This window comes from Micromonospora sp. NBC_00330, from assembly GCF_036136635.1.
GTDB classification, from domain to species: Bacteria; Actinomycetota; Actinomycetes; order Mycobacteriales; family Micromonosporaceae; genus Micromonospora; species Micromonospora salmantinae.
In genome coordinates, this window is the sequence record NZ_CP108012.1 from 777,183 (window position 1) to 798,495 (window position 21,313).

16 protein-coding genes are annotated in these 21,313 nt (G+C 72.1%); 12 read left to right on the forward strand and 4 right to left on the reverse strand.

From position 1 onward, the window contains the following. The first annotated feature begins 83 nt into the window (after window positions 1-83). From OG598_RS03600 to OG598_RS03615, 4 genes are all read left to right on the forward strand, one after another. Window positions 84-557, forward strand: coding sequence for an NfeD family protein (locus OG598_RS03600; RefSeq protein WP_328652999.1), 474 nt, complete (start codon window positions 84-86; stop codon window positions 555-557). A 5-nt stretch (window positions 558-562) separates the two neighbouring features. Next, window positions 563-1,669, forward strand: coding sequence for an SPFH domain-containing protein (locus tag OG598_RS03605; RefSeq protein WP_328653000.1), 1,107 nt, complete (start codon window positions 563-565; stop codon window positions 1,667-1,669). Between the two features lie 156 nt (window positions 1,670-1,825). Then, window positions 1,826-2,593: a hypothetical protein gene (locus OG598_RS03610; RefSeq protein ID WP_328653001.1), complete on the forward strand. Its 768-nt coding sequence runs from the start codon at window positions 1,826-1,828 to the stop codon at window positions 2,591-2,593. Window positions 2,594-2,881: 288 nt separating this feature from the next. After that, window positions 2,882-5,083 carry a transglycosylase domain-containing protein gene (locus OG598_RS03615; protein WP_328653002.1) on the forward strand — a complete coding sequence of 734 codons (2,202 nt, stop codon included), beginning with the start codon at window positions 2,882-2,884 and terminating at the stop codon, window positions 5,081-5,083. Window positions 5,084-5,088: 5 nt separating this feature from the next. On the opposite strand, the gene OG598_RS03620 is transcribed toward OG598_RS03615, so the two are convergent. After that, window positions 5,089-6,963 carry a thiamine pyrophosphate-requiring protein gene (locus tag OG598_RS03620; RefSeq protein ID WP_442931452.1) on the reverse strand — a complete coding sequence of 625 codons (1,875 nt, stop codon included), beginning with the start codon at window positions 6,961-6,963 and terminating at the stop codon, window positions 5,089-5,091. Window positions 6,964-7,026: 63 nt separating this feature from the next. Between OG598_RS03620 and OG598_RS03625 the strand changes: the two genes are divergently transcribed. The 3 genes from OG598_RS03625 to OG598_RS03635 are packed head-to-tail and all read left to right on the forward strand — an operon-like array spanning window position 7,027 to window position 11,302. Then, a complete protein-coding gene (locus tag OG598_RS03625; RefSeq protein WP_328655265.1) occupies window positions 7,027-7,875 on the forward strand; it encodes a TrmH family RNA methyltransferase in 849 nt (282 codons plus the stop codon). Between the two features lie 47 nt (window positions 7,876-7,922). Beyond that, window positions 7,923-9,374 (forward strand): argininosuccinate synthase, encoded by a 1,452-nt coding sequence (argG, locus tag OG598_RS03630; protein WP_328653004.1) that lies wholly within the window; start codon window positions 7,923-7,925, stop codon window positions 9,372-9,374. 56 nt (window positions 9,375-9,430) lie between these two features. After that, window positions 9,431-11,302, forward strand: a complete 1,872-nt coding sequence (locus tag OG598_RS03635) for a PucR family transcriptional regulator (RefSeq protein ID WP_328653005.1) — start codon at window positions 9,431-9,433, stop codon at window positions 11,300-11,302. A gap of 482 nt (window positions 11,303-11,784) precedes the next feature. On the opposite strand, the gene OG598_RS03640 is transcribed toward OG598_RS03635, so the two are convergent. Further along, window positions 11,785-13,134, reverse strand: a complete 1,350-nt coding sequence (locus OG598_RS03640; RefSeq protein WP_328653006.1) for a hypothetical protein — start codon at window positions 13,132-13,134, stop codon at window positions 11,785-11,787. 82 nt (window positions 13,135-13,216) lie between these two features. Here OG598_RS03640 and murD point away from each other — a divergent pair, with 82 nt between their 5' ends. Then, window positions 13,217-14,563: a UDP-N-acetylmuramoyl-L-alanine--D-glutamate ligase gene (murD, locus tag OG598_RS03645; protein WP_328653007.1), complete on the forward strand. Its 1,347-nt coding sequence runs from the start codon at window positions 13,217-13,219 to the stop codon at window positions 14,561-14,563. Window positions 14,564-14,623: 60 nt separating this feature from the next. On the opposite strand, the gene OG598_RS03650 is transcribed toward murD, so the two are convergent. Continuing rightward, complete coding sequence (locus tag OG598_RS03650) at window positions 14,624-15,592, reverse strand: hypothetical protein (protein WP_328653008.1); 969 nt, start codon at window positions 15,590-15,592, stop codon at window positions 14,624-14,626. Between the two features lie 86 nt (window positions 15,593-15,678). Between OG598_RS03650 and OG598_RS03655 the strand changes: the two genes are divergently transcribed. Both OG598_RS03655 and OG598_RS03660 read left to right on the forward strand, forming a co-directional pair. Beyond that, the gene (locus OG598_RS03655; protein WP_210781998.1) at window positions 15,679-16,551 is read left to right on the forward strand and encodes a hypothetical protein; all 873 of its coding nucleotides are present in this window, start codon (window positions 15,679-15,681) and stop codon (window positions 16,549-16,551) included. Window positions 16,552-16,582: 31 nt separating this feature from the next. After that, window positions 16,583-17,407 carry a hypothetical protein gene (locus OG598_RS03660; protein WP_328653009.1) on the forward strand — a complete coding sequence of 275 codons (825 nt, stop codon included), beginning with the start codon at window positions 16,583-16,585 and terminating at the stop codon, window positions 17,405-17,407. Here the strand turns inward: OG598_RS03660 and OG598_RS03665 are convergent. Further along, the gene (locus OG598_RS03665; RefSeq protein WP_328653010.1) at window positions 17,391-18,287 is read right to left on the reverse strand and encodes a glutamate cyclase domain-containing protein; all 897 of its coding nucleotides are present in this window, start codon (window positions 18,285-18,287) and stop codon (window positions 17,391-17,393) included. The two genes, OG598_RS03660 and OG598_RS03665, sit on opposite strands and share 17 nt — an antisense overlap. A gap of 239 nt (window positions 18,288-18,526) precedes the next feature. On the opposite strand from OG598_RS03665, the gene OG598_RS03670 reads away from it, so the two are divergent. Then, window positions 18,527-19,825, forward strand: coding sequence for an aspartate aminotransferase family protein (locus tag OG598_RS03670; RefSeq protein WP_328653011.1), 1,299 nt, complete (start codon window positions 18,527-18,529; stop codon window positions 19,823-19,825). Then, window positions 19,822-21,309, forward strand: coding sequence for a CoA-acylating methylmalonate-semialdehyde dehydrogenase (locus tag OG598_RS03675; RefSeq protein WP_328653012.1), 1,488 nt, complete (start codon window positions 19,822-19,824; stop codon window positions 21,307-21,309). Before OG598_RS03670 ends, OG598_RS03675 begins: the two co-directional genes overlap by 4 nt. Window positions 21,310-21,313: the final 4 nt, after the last annotated feature.

The following is a 21,313-nucleotide window of genomic DNA, read 5'->3' on the forward strand; positions in this document are numbered from 1 at the left end:
TCTGACGGGCCGGAAGGGGCCTCGCCGAGCCTACTGATCTTCGCGGGGAGGCTGCGCGTGCATTTGCGTGTCACGATTGGGTGGTGGACGCCGTGGTGTGGATCGTTTTGGGTGTGCTGCTGGCCGTCGCCGAGATTTTCACGACGACGCTATTTCTGATCATGTTCGGGGCCGGTGCGTTCGCCGCCGCCGGTGCGGCCGCCCTGGGCGCGCCGGTAGCCGTCCAGGCGCTGGTCTTCGCTGTGGTGTCGGCGTTGAGCCTGGTGGTGGTCCGACCGGTCATCCGGCGGCACAGCCGCTCCGCGCTGGAGAGCGGCGAGCAGCCGTTCGGCGTGGAGGCGATCGAGGGCTCCACGGCGCTGGTGCTGGAACGGGTGGACGCCGAGCAGGGTCTCGTCAAGATCGACGGCGAGTTGTGGAGCGCCCGGTCGTACGACACGACGCAGACTTACGACCCCGGTCAACGGGTTCGGGTGATAAAGGTCCGGGGCGCGACCGCCCTGGTGTGGCAGGACGATGTTTCTTCCGCCGGCGAGCTGCCGGAATCGAGAGGGTGAACGGGATGACCTTAATCGGGGTGGTGGTGATCGCGGTGGCGTTGATCGCCGTGATAACGCTGGCCAAGGCGGTGCGGATCGTGCCGCAGCAACGCCAGGACGTGGTGGAACGGCTCGGCAAGTACAAGCGCACCCTCAGCCCTGGCCTCAACCTGCTGGTGCCGTTCATCGACGCGGTCCGTACCAAGGTCGACATGCGGGAGCAGGTGGTCAGCTTCCCGCCGCAGCCGGTGATCACCTCGGACAACCTGGTGGTCTCGATCGACACGGTCCTCTACTTCAAGGTGGTCGACTCGGTCCGGGCGACCTACGAGATCTCCAGTTTCCTCCAGGCCATCGAGCAGCTGACCGTCACCACCTTGCGTAACGTGATCGGCTCGCTCGACCTGGAGCGGGCGCTGACCAGCCGGGACGAGATCAACCGACACCTCTCGGGTGTGCTGGACGAGACCACCGGCCGCTGGGGCATCAAGGTGACCCGGGTCGAGATCAAGGCGATCGAGCCGCCGGCCAGCATCCGCGACTCGATGGAGAAGCAGATGCGCGCCGAGCGGGACCGCCGCGCGGCGATCCTGACCGCCGAGGGGCACAAGCAGTCGGTGATCCTCACCGCCGAGGGCGACAAGCAGTCGGCGGTGCTGCGGGCCGACGGTGACCGGCAGGCCCGGATCCTGCAGGCCGAGGGTCAGGCGAAGGCCATCCGTACGGTCTTCGACGCGATCCACCAGGCCAACCCGAGCCAGAAGGTGCTCGCCTACCAGTACCTGCAGGCTCTGCCGCAGATCGCCCAGGGCAGCGCCAACAAGGTCTGGATCATCCCGGCCGAGCTGACCAAGGCTCTGGAGGGGATGGGTGGCGCGCTCGGTGGGCTCAGCCAGATGGTGGGGGACCTTCCCGCGCCGGAGGCCGCCGAACACGCGAGCCAGGTCGAGCGCGAGGCCGCGGAGGCGGCGCAGGCCGCGGCCGACGCCGCCCAGCAGATCCACGACGAGGTACGCGTCGCCGAGGCGCAGGCCACCGGCGGCAACAAGCCGCAGGGGCTGCCCGCGCCGGAGCCGGTGTCTGCGGCCAGCCTGACCGAGGACCCGGCCGACCAGCGCGAGCGCGGCTGATTCCGTACGCCGGCCGCCCGGTCGGCTAAATACGAGAAAGACTCATGGGGCGCTCCGACGCCTGCCACGATCGGTCCTAGGACGGGTGGTGACCAGGCAATCGGGGCGCCCCGGCGCGTCGGTGCACCGCTCGACAACGAGCGAGGTGGGTGACGCATGAAGGATCCGGCGAATCGGATGTGGTCCTCGGCCCCGGTGCCCGGCGCACACGACCCGGTCGCCCCGCTGGGCTCCCGGCGCAGCGGTGGCGGGTTCGGCGTACTGCCCTTCGTCGGCGAGCCGACCCCGGGCGCCCCCGCCACGAACGCCAGTTGGGCCTTCTCGGTACGTCGGTTCGCACGGGCGGCGGTCTGGCTGCTGCCCGCGTACGCCATCCTCTACGGGGCGGTGGCGATGGCCAGCGACGGAGGGGTGGGCAACGACCCCTATCCGGCCGACGGCCGGGCGGTGTACCTGATCGGTTGGGTGGCAGCGGTCTGGCTCGGCCTGCTCGCGCTGCTGGCCCTCACCGGGCTGCTGGCCGCGACCCGCAGCCGCCGGGTGGCCGCCGCCGGGCTGCTGGTCAGCATCGCCGGCACCGTGCTGATGCTGCCGTTCGCCGGGTTCGAGGAGCAGACGCCGGTCTTCGGAGCCACCGCGCGGTCGCTGGTCCTGCTCGGCGCGACGTTCTACAGCGTGGGCTGGTTCCTGACCGGGTGGGCGGTGGCCCGCTCGGGCACCTTCAGCCTCGGCGACGGCGTCATGCTGATCATCGCCGCGCCGCTGCTCGGCCTCGGCGGTGCCCTGATCGGCTCGTTGCAGACCTTCGGCGCGATCTTCGTGCTGATCGCCGGCATCGGCATCGGCTACCGCTCCGGTCGCCTGATGCCCCGCGAAACCGCCAGAGACGCCGCCACCGCCAGCCTAAGCACCCCCAACCCCTAACCCACCCCCTCCCACCCACCTACCCCCACCCACCCCTCGCCCAGCTCCGGTGATCATGAGGTTGACGGGCGATCTCGTGATCAAACCTCCCGCTAACCCCATGATCATCGGGGCGGGGCGGGGCGGGGCGGGGCGGGGCAGGGCGGTGCGGGGCGGGGGCGGGGGAGGCGCGGGGGGGGGGGGGGGGGGGGGTGGGGGTGGGAGTTGGCTGGTGGGTGGGCGTGAAGTTGCTGACAATCGCGGGGTGAGGGTGGTCGGTTGGCGGCTTTCATGGCAATCCTGGGGAGCATGGCCGCCCCCCGCTCGCCGCTGTCGCGGCTGTTCACCGTGCTGCTCGCCGGCGTGTTGGCCGGGCTCGTCCTGGCAGTCGCCGCGCTGCCGGGCAACCTGCTGCTCGGGCTCACCGCCCGCTCCGCGCTCGGGTCGTACGCCGCGTTGCCGGCCGCGCTGAAGACCCCGGCCACGCCGCAGCGTTCGTACCTCTACGCCAACGACGGCAAGACGCTGATCACCACGTTCTACGACGTGAACCGCACCGACGTCCCCCTGTCGGAGATCGCCCCGGTCATGCGGCAGGCGATCGTGGCGGCAGAGGACCGGCGCTTCTACGACCACGGTGGCGCGGACCTGCGCGGCCTGGCCCGGGCGCTGGTGGCGAACGTCAAGGGTGGCGGCACCGAGCAGGGCGGCTCGACGCTGACCATGCAGTACGTCCGTAACGTGCTCAAGACCGACCCCACCCGCACCGCCGAGGAGCGCGCCGCCGCCACCGACCCCACCGTCGGGCGCAAGATCCAGGAGATCCGGTACGCGAGCGCGCTGGACAAGAGCCTCGGCAAGGACGAGATCCTCGACCGGTACCTGAACATCGCCTACTTCGGCTCCGGCGCGTACGGGATCGCGGCGGCCAGCCAGCGGTACTTCGGCAAGCCTCCAGCGCAGTTGACCCTCGCCGAGTCGGCACTGCTGGCCGGTCTGGTGCAGTCCCCGGACGCGTACAGCCCGATCAGCGGCGACAAGGACGAGGCGCTGACCCGCCGGTCGTACGTGCTGGACTCGATGGTCGCCACCAACGCGATCACCGCCGCGCAGGCCGCCCAGGCCAAGGCCGAGCCGCTGGCCCTGCACGCCACTGCCCAACCCAACGGCTGCACCGCCGTCTCCCAGGGTCACGACGACTGGGGCTTCTTCTGCGACTACCTGCGCCAGTGGTGGCTGACCCAGCCGGCCTTCGGGGCGACCGTCGCGGAGCGCGAGCAGGCACTGCGTTCGGGCGGCTACACGGTGGTCACCTCGCTGGACCCGAAGATCCAGGCCACCGCGCAGCAGCAGGCCACCAAGGTCTACTCCTACGACAACAAGCGCGCCCTGCCGATCGCGGCGGTCCAGCCGGGCACCGGGCGGGTGTTGGCGATGGCTGTCAACCGGCACTACAGCCTCGCCGACAACCCGGCCGGGCAGGCGAACTACCCGAACACCGTCAACCCGTTGATCTCCGGTGGAGCCAGCGTCGACGGGTACCAGGCGGGTTCCACGTTCAAGCTGTTCACGATGCTCGCCGCGCTGGAGTCGGGCCGTACCCTCTCCACCGGTTTCGACGCGCCCGCCAAGCTGCCCACCCGGTACGCCGCCGAGGGGCCGGGCAGCTGTGACGGCCACTGGTGCCCGGCGAACGCCAACCCGGACTGGATGGACGGGTACCGGATGATGTGGGACGGCTTCGGCCGCTCGGTGAACACCTACTTCGTCTGGCTGGCCGAGCAGGTCGGCCAGGACAAGGTGGTCCAGATGGCGCAGCGGCTCGGCATCACGTTCCGCGCCGACTCGGACGCCGCCTTCGCCAAGAACAACGCCGCGAACTGGGGTTCGTTCACTCTCGGCGTGGCGGCCACGACCCCGCTGGACCTGGCCAACGCGTACGCCACTGTGGCCGCCGAGGGCACCTACTGCACGCCGGTGCCGGTGGTCTCGGTGACCGCCGCGGACGGCACGAAGGTGCCGGTGGGGCAGCCCTCCTGCAAGCGGGTGCTCGACGCCGACGTCGCCCGTGCCGCAACGGACGCGGCGCGCTGCCCGGTGGGTCAGCAGTCGGCGTTCGGGCAGTGCAACGGCGGCACCGCCACCGGTGTGAACGACATCCTCGACGGCCGACCGGTGGCTGGTAAGACGGGTAGCTCGGAGGAGAACTCCACCGAGACGTTCGTCGGCTTCACCCCGCAGGTCGCGGTGGCCGGTATCGCCGCCAACCCGGACGACCCGGCCGACTCGGTGGGCTCGGCGGTGCAGACGAAGGTGATCGACGCGGTCGCCCGGGTCATCGCCACCGCCCTGAAGGGTCAGCCGGAGAAGACGTTCGCCGCACCGAGCCACGAGCTGGCCGGCGACCCGCACCGCCCGGTGGAGCGTCCAGCGGTCCCGGAACGCCGGCAGGACCCCACCACCGACGACCCCCGCTCAGCCCTCCAACGCTGGTTGGACCGCCGAGGCTGACGGTCTCAGCGGTCTCGGCGGCGGGGGCGGTAGCTGGCCAGGGTGGCCGGCAGGCCGCGGCGGATGATTCCGGCCCAGTCGGTGTCGCCGCGCAGCACCGCCGCGGCGGTTTTGCGGGCCTGCTCGACGGTGAAGTGCGGTGGCAGCATCAGCTCCGCCGGGTCGACCAGGGCGTTGATCACGACCGGTCGGTCGGCGGTGAGCGCTCGGTCCCAGACGTCGCGCACCTGATCCGGTGAGTCGATCAACTCGCCGTGCAGCCCGAGCACCTCCGCCCACTGGTGGTAGGCGATGTCCGGCAACTGCTGGCTGTCCGGGAACATCGGCGTCCCCTCGGTGGAGCGCTGTTCCCAACTGACGAACGCCAGATCCCGGTTGTTGAGCACCAGCACCACGAAGCGCGGGTCGGCCCAGCTGCGCCAGTACTTCGCCACGGTGATCAGCTCGTTGACGCCGTTCATCTGCATGGCGCCGTCGCCGATCAGCGCCACCAGCGGCCGGTCCGGGTGGGCGAACTTGGCGCTCAGCGCGTACGGCATGGCGCCGCCCATGGACAGCAGGGTGCCGGAGAGGCTGGCCAGCATGCTCGGGCGTACCTGGATGTGTCGGGCGTACCAGGCGGTGGTGGTGCCGCAGTCGACAGCGAGCAGCACGTCGTCGGGCAGCCGCTCGTTCAGGGTGTGGAAGAGCAACTGCGGGTTGACCGGGTCGGCGGCCTGCTCGGCCAGGTCGTGTTGCACCCGGCGCCACGCCGAGGTGGCCTCGGCGACCTCCGCCCGCCAGGCGGTCGGCCCGGGGCCGGGGCCCAGCTCGTTCAGCAACGCCCGCAGCGTGGGGCGGGCGTCGCCGGTCAGGTTCACCTCGGTCGGGTAGCGCAGCCCGAGTTGGGTGCCGTCCAGGTCGATCTGCACCGCGCGGGCCTGGCCGGGCGGCGGGTAGAACTCCGAGTACGGCATGTTGCTGCCGACGATCAGCAGCCGGTCGCAGCCGCTCATCAGCTGCCAGCTCGGTCGGGTGCCGAGCAGCCCGATCGCGCCGGTCACCCACGGTTCGCGGTGGTCGACGGCGGTGAAGCCGAGCAGTGCGGTGGCCACGCCGGCCCCGAGCCGGTCGGCGATCTCGCGGACCTCGTCGCGCGCGCCGAGGGCGCCCTGGCCGACAAGCATGGCCACCCGCTGCCCGCCGCGCAGCACCTCGGCCGCCCGGCGTACGTCCGCCTCCGGAGGCACTGTCGGCGTGCTGCTCGGCGCGTTGCTGGTGTGGTAGTAGCCGTGGGCGTGCGGCGGGTTCGGTACGGCCGGCTCGTCCTGCAGGTCCAGGGGCAGGATCAGGGCGGTGACGGTGCGCCGGGCCAGCGCCGTCCGGCACGCCCGGTCGACCAGGTGGCGTACCTGCGTCGGGTGGTCGAGCTGGGCCAGGAACGCCGCTGCCACGTCCTTGTAGAGGGCGAGCAGGTCGACCTCCTGGTAGTAGCCGCCGCCCTCGGCGGTGGTCGCCGTGTGCCCGACCAGGGCGATCACCGGTTGGTGGTCGAGCTTGGCGTCGTACAGGCCGTTGAGCAGGTGGATGGCGCCCGGTCCGCTGGTGACCATCGCGCAGCCCAGCGGCCCGCCGCCGTACTTGACGTGCGCGGAGGCGGCGAAGCCGGCGGTCTCCTCGTGGCGGACCTGGATGAACTGGGCGCGGCCGTTGGTGCGTTGCAGCGCGGAGGTGAGGCCGTTGATGCCGTCGCCGGGATAGCCGAAGTAGCGGTGTACGCCCCAGCTGAACAGTCGCGACACGATGTGGTCGGCGACTGTCGGACGGCGGGGCAGGGTGCCCGCTTCGCCCGGCGTGGTGTCGTCTGCGCTCACCTGGCTGGTCCTTCCCGTCGCGTCCATGCCCGCCGGTCATTCCCCTTCTTCTTCGGACAAAACGCCCCGCCCGACGGGCGTCGAAGCGCGCTGCTCCGCGTCCGGCAGAATCGTCGGGTGCCCGTCCACCAGATCACCGACCCCGACGACGACCGGATCGCCGACTACCGGGCGCTCACCGACGTCGAGCTGCGCACCCGCTGGGAACCACCGCACGGCCTGTTCATCGCCGAGGGGGAGCTGGTGCTGCGCCGGGCGTTGCGCGCGGGCTACCCGGCCCGGTCGTACCTGGTCGACGCCAAGCGGGTCGACCAGCTCGCCGACCTGGACACCGGCGATGCGCCGGTGTACGCCGCGACACAGGACGTGCTGCAACGGGCCACCGGCTTCCACGTACACCGAGGGGTGCTGGCGTCGTTCCACCGCCGGCCGCTGCCGACGGCGGCCGAGGTGCTCGCCGCCGCGCGCCGGATCGTGCTCCTGGAGGACGTGAACAACCACACCAACCTCGGGGCGGTCTTCCGGGGTGCCGCAGCGCTCGGCATCGACGCGGTGCTGCTGTCGCCGTCCTGCGCCGACCCGCTGTACCGACGCAGTGTCCGGGTCAGCATGGGTGAGGTCTTCGCGATGCCGTACGCCAAGCTCGACCGCTGGCCCGAGGGCCTGGACCAGGTACGGGAGGCCGGCTTCACCGTGCTCGCCATGACGCCCGCGCCGGACGCCGTACCGATCCAGCGGTTGACCCCGGCGCAGCGCGAGCGGGCGGCGCTGCTGCTCGGCGCCGAGGGGCCCGGGCTCACCGCGGCGGCCCAGGCCGCCAGCGACGTGCGGGTGGTCCTTCCGATGCGGCGCGGCGTGGATTCGTTGAACGTGGCCGCCGCGGCGGCGGTGGCGTTCTGGGAGCTGGGCCGCGAGGATCCGCCGTTCGGCGGCGAGTAGACCGCATCGGCTTGCATGGCCATGCGTTCTATTGCATAATTTTCCCCGTGTCCAAGGTTCTCACCTCCCTGCCCACCGGCGAACGTGTCGGCATCGCCTTCTCCGGCGGCCTCGACACCTCGGTCGCGGTCGCGTGGATGCGCGACAAGGGCGCCATTCCCTGCGCCTACACCGCCGACATCGGCCAGTACGACGAGCCCGACATCGCCTCGGTGCCCGGCCGTGCGCTCAGCTACGGCGCCGAGGTCGCCCGCCTGGTCGACTGCCGCGCCGCCCTGGTCGAGGAGGGCCTGGCCGCGTTGACCTGCGGCGCCTTCCACATCCGCACCGGCGGGCGGGCGTACTTCAACACCACCCCGCTGGGCCGCGCGGTGACCGGCACCCTGCTGGTGCGGGCGATGGTCGCCGACGACGTCCAGATCTGGGGCGACGGCTCGACCTTCAAGGGCAACGACATCGAGCGGTTCTACCGGTACGGCCTGCTGGCCAACCCGATGCTGCGCATCTACAAGCCGTGGCTCGACACCGCCTTCGTCACCGAGCTGGGTGGGCGCAAGGAGATGTCCGAGTGGCTGCTCGAACGCGGCCTGCCCTACCGGGACAGCACCGAGAAGGCGTACTCGACCGACGCCAACATCTGGGGCGCCACGCACGAGGCGAAGACCCTGGAGCACCTCGACACCGGCATCGAGACTGTCAACCCGATCATGGGCGTCCGGTTCTGGGACCCGTCGGTGGAGATCCCGACCGAGGACGTCACCATCGGCTTCGACCAGGGCCGCCCGGTCACGATCAACGGCAAGGAGTTCGGCAGCGCCGTCGACCTGGTGCTGGAGGCCAACGCCATCGGCGGCCGGCACGGCCTGGGCATGTCGGACCAGATCGAGAACCGGATCATCGAGGCCAAGAGCCGCGGCATCTACGAGGCGCCCGGGATGGCGCTGCTGCACTACGCGTACGAGCGGCTGGTCAACGCCATCCACAACGAGGACACCCTGGCGAACTACCACAACGAGGGTCGCCGCCTCGGTCGGCTGATGTACGAGGGCCGCTGGCTGGACCCGCAGGCGCTCATGCTGCGCGAGTCGTTGCAGCGGTGGGTCGGCACGGCGGTCACCGGCGAGGTGACGTTGCGGCTGCGCCGGGGCGAGGACTACTCGATCCTGGACACCACCGGCCCGTCGTTCAGCTACCACCCGGACAAGCTGTCCATGGAACGCACCGAGGACTCGGCCTTCGGCCCGTCGGACCGGATCGGCCAGCTCACCATGCGCAACCTGGACATCGCCGACTCGCGGTCGAAGCTGGAGCAGTACGCCTCCCTCGGCCTGGTCGGCGGCGGCAACCCGCAGCGGATGATCGGGGCCGCGCAGGCCGCCTCCACCGGGTTGATCGGCGCGATGCCCGAGGGCGGCGCGGAAGCCATCGCGTCCCGTGGCGTCGCCTCGCCGGAGGACGAGATGCTCGACCGCGCCGCGATGGAGTTCGGCGTCGACTGACCCCTCGCGCCGGTGGCAAGTCGAGTTCCGGCGTCACGGACGGTAGCGTGTCGGCCGTGTTCCCTACCGTCCGTGAGGTCCTCGCCCTGGACCCGGTCCGCCACGGCGCGCCCCGCGTGGTCGCCGGTGACGAGGGGCTGGACCGACCCGTCCGCTGGGTGCACGTCGCCGAGGTGCCGGACATCGCCACCCTGCTCGGCGGTGGCGAACTGGTGCTCACCACCGGCATCGGTCTGCCCGGGGACGACGCCGGGCTACGCGCGTTCATCGGTGATCTCGCCGACGTCGGGGTCTCCGGGCTCGTCGTCGAGCTGGGCCGCCGGTACGTCAGCGGTGTACCCCGGGTGATGGCCGCCGCCGCCGAGCGGCGTGGGCTGCCCCTGGTGGAGCTGCGTCGGGCCACCCCGTTCGTCCGGATCACCGAGGCGGTGCACGCGCTGATCGTCGACGCGCAGCTCACCGAGCTGCGCGCCACCGAGGAGATCCACCAGCGGTTCAACGACCTGTCCGTCGAGGGCGCCGACGCCGCCGAGGTGATCCGGCAGGCCGCCGAGCTGTCCGGTTGCCCGGTGGTGCTGGAGAACCTGTCCCGGCAGGTGCTCGGGTACGACCCGGCGGGGGAGAGCGCCGAGCTGCTGCTGGACGGCTGGGAGCAGCACTCCCGGCGGATCCGCCCGGCCGGGCGGACCGCGTACGACCCGGACAGCGGCTGGCTGGTGACCACCGTCGGCGCCCGGGGGCAGGACTGGGGTCGGTTGTTGCTGCGCTGGCCGGCCAGCGGCGACGTGCCCAGCGCCCAGTCCGTCGAACCGACAGCGGGCCCGCCCACCCGGCTCACCATCCTGATCGAGCGGGCCGCGTCCACCCTCGCGTTGGGCCGGCTGATCCGCCGTGACGCCGAGGGCCTGGAACGGCAGATCCACCGCACCCTGCTCACCGCGCTGCTCGACCACTCCCGCCCGGTGGACGAGGTGGGGCTGCGGGCCAAGGCGCTCGGCGTGGTGCTCGACCGGCGGCACCTGGTCGGGGTGATGGTCCGGCACCGCGCCGACGACCCCGCCGGGGAAATCGGCCCCGAGGCCGGCCAGGCCCGGCTACGCGATCTCTCCGAGGCGGTCGGCCAGGCCCTGCGGGAGGCGAAGCTGACCGCGCTGACCAGCGCCGTCGACGACCATTCGGTGGGCGCGCTGCTGGCCCTGTCGGACCCGGCCGCCGAGGACCGCGCGCTGTCCGCGTTCGCCAGCGCCCTTCGTCGGGTACGCCTCGACGCCGGCACCGGCCGGCCGGCACCCGGTGTCGAACCGGTGCGGGCCGCCTCCGGCGTCGACGTGTCCCGTCCCGCATCCGAGGCTTCCCGTGTGGCGGTCGGCGCCGATCCGGCCCGTACGGGCTTCGGCGTAGACGCGTCCCGCGCGGCGTTCGGTGTCGAGGCCACTCGGTCGGGGGTCGGTGTCGACCCGTTCCGGGGCGCTGGCCCGGGTGCCGTGATCGTGGCCGCCGGCTCCGGGGTGGGCACCCTGCGGGAGGCCCGACGGTCGCTGGTCGAGGCGCGGCAGATCGCCGAGGCGGCCCGGCGGGACCGGCGTGACCTGCCGATCTTCCGGCTGCCGCACGTCGGTCTGGCCGGGCTGCTGCACCTGCTGCGCGACGAGCCCCGCCTCCAGACGTTCGTTGAGCGCGAACTCGGCGCGCTGCTGGAGTACGACGCCCGGCACCCCCGCGAACGGCTGCTGGACACCCTGCGCGCCTATCTGGAGCAGGGGCGCAACAAGTCCGCCGGTGCCGCCGCCGCCCACCTGTCCCGGCCGGCCTTCTACGAACGCCTGGCCCGGATCGCCCGCATCCTCGACGTGGACCTGGACTCGGTAGAGGCCAGCCTCTCCCTACACGTAGCCCTACTGGCCCTGGAAGCAGTCCGCACCCCCTAACCCCGCCCCCGCCCGCCCCGCCCGTCCTCGGTCCCGCCCGCGTACGGTCCGCCCGCGTAGGGATCCCGCCCGCGTCGATCAAGGACTTGTGGTGGGGGACAGAAGTCGCGAAAACGTCTATTGCGCCCACCACAACGCCATGATCGACGGGGGCCGGGGCGGGGCGGCCTGGCGTGGGGGTGGGCATGGAGGGCTGGCACGCTATCGAGCTGATGTCGTGAACGAATCGCTCGGCTCGGCTGGGCTCGGGTCGGCTGGGCTCGGGTCGGCTGGGCTCGGGTCGGCTGGGCTCGGGTTGGCTGGGCTCGGGTCGGCTGGGCCCGGGTCGGCTGGGCCCGGGTCGGCTCGGGTCGGGTCGGTCAACCGTGCCCTGATTCGTTTACGACATCAGCTCCAAAGGAGCGGGGGCACACTCCCCGGGGCGGGGCGGGGCGGGGCGGGGCGGGGCGGGGCGGGGCGGGGAAAGCGGGTCCACTGCCCAGTCAGGTGAGGGAATTTAGGGCTTTTGCGTAGGTGGGTGGGATGTGGTTGGGGCCGCCGGGAGTGAAGACGTCCGAGTTGGCCACTGCGGACCAGGCCGTCTCCGGGACGGCGTCGACCAGGGCCTGGATCACCGGGGCGTCGCGCCACTGGTCCTGCTCGGCGAGCAGGCCGAGCGCCACCACCGACTCCTCGACCTCGCCCACACACTCGAACGGCTTGTGCCCATCCACACCCAGCAACTCGCGGTAGCCGGGGATCTGCGACTCGTCGGCCAGCAGGTCACCCCCGAAGATGCCCACCACCCGCTCCCGCGGCATGAACGGCGCCATGGCCAGGAAGACGAAACGGCACTTCGGGCAGTCACGGCACCAGCGCTCACTGGCGTCGCGCAGCTTGAACGCCTGGTTGCAGCTTGTCACCACGTCGTCGTACCGGCTGAACTCGGCGAACAGCCGGGCGATGTGCAGCTCGGACAGCGAGCGCAGCAGGGAGAAGTACGGGTCGGTCAGGCCGGCGTGCTCGGCCAGCGACGCCCGCAGCAGCCCCTCCGCCTCGACACCCTTGGACCACTGGTGGTTGATCTCGTGGCCGTTCCAGGCCAGGTTCGGGTCGGACGCCGAACGCTCGTTGGACATCACCACCGGGCCCAGCCCGTGCAGGACGGCGGTGGCCACCGCGATCAGGGAGTTGATGGCGGTGACCGGGATGTGCCCGTTCAGCGCGCCGGCCGCGTTCAGGTCGAACAACACCGGGTCGATGCGCCGCCGGGCGGCCAGCGGGACCAGCCCGGACGCCTCGTTGACGGCGACGATCACGTGGTTCGGGTTGACCGAGAACGGCACCGGGTCCAGCTCGGCGCGGCGCAGCGCCTCCAGGCTGACGATCGAGTCCTTACCGCCGCCGACCGCCGAGAGCGGGCGACGGTCCGAGTCGTCGTACACCCGGGGCGAATCGGGCGTGCCGGCCGGCACCTCCGGGCGCAGCTCGAGCACGTGCGGCAGTTGGTTGCGGTACGCGTACTCCGCGAGGCCCTTGGTGTAGACGGCCGTGACGTAGTCGACGGTGGCCGCGCCCAGCGGCGCCGGCAGCACGAGTCGGGGCGGCGCGGCGGCCTTGTAGTAGCTGACCCCGGCGACGAGGTGCAGCACCTCCAGCACCCGGTCGAGGGTCGCCACCGTCTCGTCGGACGGCGGTTCCGCCGGCAGCGGAAGCGTGATCACCTCGGTGAACCGCTGCTCACCGGCTGGGCCGGTCAGGGCGTAGTCGAACAACACCTCGCCGGTGGCGAAGTCGATCGAGTAGGACGGGAAGGTGAAGGCGTCCATCCGCCGGAGCTGCTCGTTGGGCACACGCCATACTAGGCCCTGGTTCGTCCGGCCGTGTCCGGACCGGGCCCGCCCTGCCGCCGCCGTGACCCACGAGGAGAGCCCCGTGCGCCTTTCTGACCTGCGCGGACGTACCGTCGCCGTCTGGGGCACCGGTCGGGAGGGCCGGGCCGCTGTGACCGCCATCGCCGCGCACGGCCCGGCCGAGCTGGTCGCCGTCGACGACAGTTCGAACTTCCTGTCGCTGCCCTGGGACGGCCCCCTGGCCGAGGCGGCGCCGCTGGTCACCGGCGAGGCGGGCTTCGAGCGGCTGGCCGCCGCCGACGTGGTGGTCCGCTCCCCGGGCGTGCCCCAGACCCACCCGTGGCTGATCGAGCTGCGCCGCCGCGGGATCCTGGTGACCCAGGGCACCGCGCTGTGGATGGCCGACCACGCCGCGCGCACCGTCGGGGTCACCGGCAGCAAGGGCAAGAGCACCACCTCCAGCCTGATCAGTCACCTGCTCACCGCGATGGGGCGGCCGAACGTCTTCGGCGGCAACATCGGGGTGCCGACCCTGGACCTGCCGGACGCGGAGCTGTACGTGTTGGAGCTGTCCAGCTACCAGTGCAGCGACCTCACCGACTCGCCCCGGGTGGCGGTGGTCACCTCGCTCTTCCCCGAGCACCTGGACGCGCACGGTGGGGAACGGGAGTACTACCGGGACAAGCTCAACCTGCTCGCCCACGACCCGCAGACGATAGTGGTCAACGGTGGCGACCCCCGGCTCACCGCGGAGCTGGGTGAGCTGCCGGCGGTCCGCGCCGGTCGCCCCGACACCACCCACGTCGCCACCGGCGCCGACGGCACGCAGTGGTTCCACGTCGGTGACCAGCCGCTCTTCCCTCGTGCGGTGCTGCCGCTGGTCGGCCGGCACAACGAGGGCAACCTCTGTGTCGCGCTCGCCGTGCTCGACGCGCTCGGCGTGGACGTGGTGGCCGGTAAGGACCACCTCGCCGTCGCGGTCGCCGAATTCCAGGGGCTGGCTCACCGGCTCACCGAGATCACCGACCCGTCCGGGCTGACGTTCGTCGACGACACCCTGGCCACCAGCCCGTACGCGGCCATGCACGCCATCGACGCGTACGACGGGCGGCCGTTGACGGTGATCGTCGGAGGCAACGACCGGGGTCTGGACTACACGCCGTTGGCCGAGCACCTGGCCGAGCGGGAGCTGACGGTGATCGGGATTCCGGACAGCGGCACCCGCATCGTCGAGGTGCTCGCCGGCCTGCCGAAGGTGCGTACCGAACTGGTCGACGACCTGGTGGACGCGGTCCGGCTGTCCCGCGAGGTGACCCCGGCCGGCGGGGTGGTGCTGCTGTCCCCGGCCGCGCCCAGCTACGGCCGGTTCCGCAACTTCGAGCACCGCTCCGAGGTCTTCGCCCAGGCCGTCGCCGACACCGCCCGCTGAGCCCGGCTCACCCGATGCCGTCCGCTGGGACCAGCTCAGCGGCGGGCCGGGCCTTCCACGTCAGCGCGGGTGAAGCCCGGCGTGCAGGGCGCGCATCGAACGGATCGCCGAGCGGATCTCCTGGAGGTAGCGCCCCGGCGTGAGCGTCTGCTCGGGCAGCACCGCCAGGTCGGCGAGCGTCGGGTCCACCCCGACCGTGTCGATGGCGCACCCGTACGGCACAGCCAGTGTGCGCAGCGCGTCGCAGTGCTGGAACGGCACGTAGATCGGCGCGGTGACCATCAGGACCTTGTCGCCCGGCGCGAGCCGGACGTGGCCGGCCCAGAACCGCTGGGTGTCGGCGGTGTGGGCCCGCCGCTGGTCGGGTTCGCTGGACGGCGCGGCCAGTACCCGGATCGGCGGCAGTCCGTCCGGTCGGTAGGTCCGCGACGACCAGGAGTGGTGCGGGTGGCCGGCGTCGACGCCGTCCTGTTCGGCCGGGGCGGCCACCTCGAACACCCGGCGGACGGCCGTGTCCAGCACGTCCACCTCGGTCTCGTCGGCCGGCAGGCCCGCCTCGGCGAGCGTGCGGCGTTCCCAGTCCGACAGGGGCCGGAAGCTGCCCAGGACGGCGACCTCGCCGCTCACCGGCAGGCCGGCGCGGAGCAGGTGCGCGGCGTAGCCGACGCGGCGTACGCAGGCGTGCGCCAGGCCGCCGAGCACCACCACGTGGGCGTACGCCGACCGGGCCGGTGGCACCGGGTGGATCAGCCCGAGCGCGGCGGCGGCATCGAGCACCAGTGTCGCGGTGGCCGGGTCGAGGTCGGGCTCCCGGGCGTCGGGCCGTTCCCGGCCGCCCCGGAAGTCCCAGTGGCGGGCGGAGAAGTCGTCGAGGAAGCGGAGCACGTCGGTGAGGTCGCCGTCGGGCCAGGTGCCGCCGAAGTGGGCGACGAGGCCGCGGAGCGGGGTGGACCAGACCCAGGTGTGGATCTCCGCCCTGATCCGCTCGTCGTCCGTTCCGGTCGACGGCGCCGCGTCCGCTCTGTGCACAGCCGGATGCTACCGGCCCGTTGCGGAGGGGCCGATGGTTGTGGTTGCTGTCTACGCTGGCGGGAGCGGCTGATTGGGGGATCTCGATGACCCGTGACGTGGCCCGTCAGCGGCTACGGGAGGGCGGCGGCTCCACCGCCGGCTTCGTCCGGCTGGTGGCGCACACCGATCCGGTGGCGTTGGTCGGCATCACGCTGTCGATCACCCTCAGCGTCGTGCTCGACCTCAGCAACGCCGCCTCCGGGGTGGAGTCGCTGTTGGCCGGCCTGATGGGCATCACCATCTCGCTGCTGGTCGACTCACTGGCCCGCGCGGAGCGCCGCTTCCACCTGCGCACCCTGTTGGACGGTCCGCCCTGGCTGGTCCGCACCACAACGGAGCTGGCCGGGGCCATGCGGGAGGCGGCCGAGCAGCACGCGGGCACCCGGGTCGCGGTGGAGGCGCAGCGGCGCTACGAGCAGTTCCGGTTGGAGGCCGAGCAGCTCGCGGACGGTCGGATCATCCGGCGCGGTGACGAGGACGAGGATCTGGTCGGCGCGACCCGCGCCTGCGTACGTCGGCTCGACGGGTTGACCAACGTGATGCCCCGGGTGAGTGGGGAGTTGAGCTGGTGGCGCAGTGAGATCGGCCGGCGCTACTGGGAGGCCAACGTGGAGGCCCTGCAACGGGGTGTCCAGATCACCCGGGTCTTCGTCTACGCCACGCTGACCGACGATCTGTCCGCCCTGGTGGAGAAGCAGCGCGCGGCCGGGGCGCGGGTGGGTCTGCTGCCTCTCGGGGTGGTGAGTCCGCACCTGCACGTGAACTTGACACTCTGGGACGGGTCGAGCTGTTGGGAGGCCCACATGACCGCGCACGGCGAGATCGGCGAGAATCAGTTCTCGGTCAACCGGACGGACGTCGCTCGGCTCACCCGCGTGTTCGACCTCTGCGCGAACGCCGCGACCTTCCAGGACTGACGGCCCCCACCGGGGCGGGAACGGGTGAGCCATGACGTGGAGCGCGGTCCTGCTGGTGACGGCCGTGGTCTGGGCGGTCAGCGTGATCCGCTCCGTCCGGCTCCGCGCGCTGGTCTACAGCCTGCCGCTGCCGATGACGCTCGCCCTGGTCACCACCGAGTATCGGGTGGACGGCGCGCAGGTGCTCGGCGTGCTCGGGCTCAACCTCTTCTTCGTCACCGTGGCGGTGACCCACCAGCGGTGGCGTTGGCCGATCCTGCTCGCCGACGTCGCGGGGATCGCCGTCTACGTGGCGCTGAGCGCCGGCCTGTTGGCCGTCGACATTCCGTTCGAGGTGGCCCTGGCCGTCACGCTGGTGCTCTGGCTGGCGGCCATCCTGTGGCTGCGCGGTCGCGCCCGTCGTCGCGCCGGCCCGCGCGGCGTTCCCGCCGAGGAGGCGGTAGCCGTCGCGGAGACCCGCCCGGACGGGTTGCCGGCGTTGCTCAAGCTGGTGGTGATCTTCGTTGGGGCGGTCCTCACCCAACTGCTCGGCGCGGTGCTGCGCGGCATGGTGGTGACGTTCCCGTACTCGGGGGTGCTGGTCGCCGTCGAGGCCCGCCGGCAGTTGGCCGAGTTCAGTCGGCACTTCGCCCGCAACAGCCTCGCGCTGGTCGGTTTCCTCACCGCGTACCACTATCTTCAGGACGTCTCGTCGGCTGCGGCGCTGGGCGCCGGGTGGGCGGCCTTCGCGGTGGTCGCCGCCGTCCTGCACCTGCCGTTGCGCCCCCGCCAGGTTGCGCACGCGCGGGCGGCGAGCCGTGCGCCGAGGGCATTGCGGCCGGCCACCGAGCCACAGACTCCTACCGGGCTTCCCTGACCAGCTCGGCGATCCGGGCGAGCGGTTCGGCGTACGCGGGCCAGTCGAGACCGTCGACGCTGAGCGTGGGGCGGCGGCGTACGCCGTCCACAGCGCCCGCGCGCACGATCGCGGTCAGCAGGTCGTACGACCAGGCGGGCTCCAGCAGCGTCCGAAGTTCGGGCACCTCGGGGCGGAGCAGCGACAGCGCGCCGACGAGGGCGGCGGCGGCCCAGTTGGACGTGCCGCCGACGAGCAGCGCGTCCGCGCCCACCACGCACCGGATCCGTTCGCCCGAGGCGACCACCCGGCCGATCAGGTCCGCCGGTAGGCGGCCCATGCCGAGTTCGTTGCCACCGTCGCCGATGCCGATCCGGTACGCCGACCCGGAGGTGTAGAGCTCTTCCAGGGGTGCCGTGTGCGCGCCGATGTCCTCGCCGCGCATGTTGCGGGGCCGACCGTCCATCCCGGGTCCGACCCGTTCGCAGGCGATGAGGTGGGTCAGCCGGCCGTACTCGGGGCGGAGGGCGGCGGCCCACTCCTCGTATGCCCGCAGCGGCGCGACGTCGACCGGCAGGCCCGGCGCGGCGGCGGCGACGGCCGCCTCGACCACCGGGGCGCAGGGCTCGTCGGTGACGAGCCGGCACCGGCCACCGAGCAGGCGTAGCGCGGCGGCGATCTGGACCGCGCCGAGCGGGCCGTCGGTCTCCGCGGCGGGTGGCTCGGCGCCGGGGATGAAGAACCCGGTGAACACCGCGGCGTCGGGCGCCCCGGCGGCGGCGAGCGACCGGGCGGCGGCCAGCAGTCCACCCGCCGCGGGCGCGGCCAGCGCCTCGCTGCCCCGGCCCACCTCGCGCGCGGCGACGCGCTCCAGTTCGGCGATCGTCTCTTCGATGCGCACCGCGTGCCTCCTCGGCGACAGTGGACCGACCCAGGGTAGCGGCGGGCAGCCAGGCTGCGGATCGAGTGGTTTTTCCCCATGAGTGCTGCGGAAATCATGGGTCAAGGCCAACCCTTGCCGTGGAAACCGTTGACGTGCTGTCAGGTCGGGACGGCCATGCGCTACAGGCTGACAGTTGTTCGCATCGTTCGGCGGTGGGAGCGTGCGGTATCCACGAACGCCGCTGAAGGGTTGCCACGATGACCGACGACCTGCTGGCCCGGCACCGGGCCGTGCTCCCGTCCTGGATGCCGTTGTACTACGCCGAGCCGCTCGAGCTGGTCTCCGGCTCGGGCCGCCGGGTCACCGACGCGCAGGGTCGCAGCTACCTGGACTTCTTCGGCGGCGTGCTGACCAACATGATCGGGTATGACATCCCGGAGATCCGGGAGGCCGTCGAGCGGCAGCTCGCCACCGGCATCGCGCACACCTCGACGCTCTACCTGATCCGTCAACAGGTGGAGCTGGCCGAGAAGATCGCCCAGCGCTCCGGCATCCCGGACGCCCGGGTGTTCTTCACCAACTCCGGCACCGAGGCGAACGAGGCGGCGCTGCTGGTCGCCACCAACCATCGCCGCTCGCACCAGATCCTGGCCGTGCGCAACAGTTACCACGGCCGGTCGTACGCGGCGATGGGCGTCACCGGCAACCGCAACTGGTCGGCCAGCGGCCTCAACCCGCTCCAGGTGGCCTGGCTGCACTCCGGTGACCGGGTGCGCGGTCTGCTGGCCCGGCTCAGCGCCGACGAGCAGGTCGACGCCGCGGTGGAGGACCTGCGCGAGGTGTTGGCCACGCAGACCGCCGGTGACGTGGCCGCGCTGATCGCCGAGCCGATCCAGGGCGTGGGCGGTTTCGTGCACCCGCCGGACGGGCTCTTCGCCGGTTGGAAGAAGGTCCTCGACGAGCACGGCATCCTGTTCATCGCCGACGAGGTGCAGACCGGTTGGGGGCGTACCGGGGAGCACTTCTGGGGTTACCAGGCGCACGGTGTCACCCCGGACCTGCTCACCTTCGCCAAGGGCATCGGCAACGGGTTCGCCCTGGCCGGGGTGGTCGGCCGGGCCGAGGTGCTGGAGTCGGTGCCGGCCATCAGCTTCTCCACCTTCGGCGGCAACCCGATCTCCACGGCGGCCGGCAACGCGGTGCTCGACTACCTGATCGCGCACGACCTCCAGGCGAACGCGGCCCGCGTCGGCGCGATCCTCGCCGACGGCCTGCGGTCCGCTGTGGGCGGGCTCGACTGCGTCGCCGAGGTACGCGGAAAGGGGCTGATGCTCGGCGTCGAGTTCGTCCGGCCGGGCGGCAGTGAGCCGGATCCGGCGCTGACCAACCGGGTGTTCGAAGCCGCCCGGGACGGTGGCCTGCTGAGCGGTAAGGGCGGCCTGCACGGCAACGTGCTGCGGATGGGTCCACCATTGACGTTGACCGAGGAGGAGGCTCGTGAGGGCCTGGCGATCCTCGTCGACGCGATCCGAACGGCTGCGGGGGTGGCGGCATGAGCATCGGTCACTTCATCGACGGCAAGCGGGTCGGCGGCACGTCGGAGCGGCGCGGCGACGTGTTCGATCCGGCGACCGGCAGGCGTACCGCTGAGGTCGAGCTGGCCTCGACAGCGGACGTCGACGTGGCGGTGCAGGCCGCCGCCCGCGCGGCGCGAGCCTGGCGGGACGCGTCGTTGGCCCGACGGTCCGCTGTGCTGTTCGCCTTCCGGGAATTGGTGCACGCCCGGCGGGACCGGCTCGCGGAGGTGGTCACCGCCGAGCACGGCAAGGTGCTCGCCGACGCCGCCGGCGAGGTGCAGCGCGGTCTGGAGGTCATCGAGTACGCGTGCGGGCTGCCGTCGGCGTTGCGCGGCGCGTTCAGCGAGAACGTGTCCACCGAGGTCGACTCGTACACGATCCGGCAGCCGCTGGGCGTGGTCGCGGTCATCTCGCCGTTCAACTTCCCGGTGATGGTGCCGCTGTGGTTCGTGCCGGTGGCGGTGGCCTGCGGCAACGCGGTGGTGCTCAAGCCGAGCGAGAAGGACCCGAGCGCGGCGCTGCTGCTGGCCGAGTGGTTCGCCGAGGCGGGCCTGCCCGACGGGGTGCTCAACGTGGTCAACGGCGACAAGGCGGCGGTCGACGCGTTGCTGGAGCACCCGGAGGTGCGGGCGGTGTCGTTCGTCGGCTCCACCCCGATCGCCAGGTACGTCTACCAGCGCGGCACTGCCGCCGGCAAGCGGGTGCAGGCGCTCGGTGGGGCGAAGAACCACATGGTGGTGCTCCCGGACGCCGATCTGGACCTGGCCGCCGACGCGGCGGTCAACGCCGGGTTCGGCTCGGCGGGGGAGCGGTGCATGGCCATCTCGGTGCTGGTGGCGGTGGAGCCGGTGGCGGACGCGCTGGTCGAGCGGATCGCCGCGCGGGTGACCGGCCTACGCACTGGCGACGGCCGACGGGGCTGCGACATGGGCCCGTTGGTGACCGCCGCGCACGCGGCGAAGGTGCGTTCCTACGTGGACGCCGGTGTCGCCGCCGGCGCGGTGCCGGTGGTGGACGGTCGGGACGTGACGCCGGACGGCGACCCGGACGGTTTCTGGCTCGGCCCGACGCTGTTCGACCGGGTGACCCCTGACATGTCGATCTATACCGATGAGATCTTCGGTCCGGTGCTGAGCGTGGTCCGGGTCGGCTCGTACGACGAGGCGGTGGACCTGGTCAACGCCAGCCCGTACGGCAACGGAACGGCGATCTTCACCAACGACGGCGGGGCGGCCCGGCGCTACCAGCACGAGGTGGAGGTGGGCATGGTCGGGATCAACGTGCCCATCCCGGTGCCGATGGCGTACCACTCGTTCGGCGGCTGGAAGTCGTCGCTCTTCGGCGACCTGCACGCGCACGGCGAGGACGGCGTGCGCTTCTTCACCCGGGGCAAGGTCGTCACCAGCCGCTGGTTGGATCCGCGCCACGGCGGGGTCAACCTCGGGTTCCCCACCCAGACCTGAGCAG

Excerpts from the sequence above, each read along its gene's own strand:
- OG598_RS03605 (WP_328653000.1), top strand. The coding sequence starts at position 563 with ATGACCTTAATCGGGGTGGTGGTGATCGCGGTGGCGTTGATCGCCGTG.
- OG598_RS03610 (WP_328653001.1), top strand. The coding sequence starts at position 1,826 with ATGAAGGATCCGGCGAATCGGATGTGGTCCTCGGCCCCGGTGCCCGGC.
- OG598_RS03615 (WP_328653002.1), top strand. The coding sequence starts at position 2,882 with ATGGCCGCCCCCCGCTCGCCGCTGTCGCGGCTGTTCACCGTGCTGCTC.
- OG598_RS03620 (WP_442931452.1), bottom strand. The coding sequence starts at position 6,963 with ATGGACGCGACGGGAAGGACCAGCCAGGTGAGCGCAGACGACACCACG.
- OG598_RS03655 (WP_210781998.1), top strand. The coding sequence starts at position 15,679 with ATGACCCGTGACGTGGCCCGTCAGCGGCTACGGGAGGGCGGCGGCTCC.
- OG598_RS03660 (WP_328653009.1), top strand. The coding sequence starts at position 16,583 with ATGACGTGGAGCGCGGTCCTGCTGGTGACGGCCGTGGTCTGGGCGGTC.
- OG598_RS03670 (WP_328653011.1), top strand. The coding sequence starts at position 18,527 with ATGACCGACGACCTGCTGGCCCGGCACCGGGCCGTGCTCCCGTCCTGG.
- OG598_RS03675 (WP_328653012.1), top strand. The coding sequence starts at position 19,822 with ATGAGCATCGGTCACTTCATCGACGGCAAGCGGGTCGGCGGCACGTCG.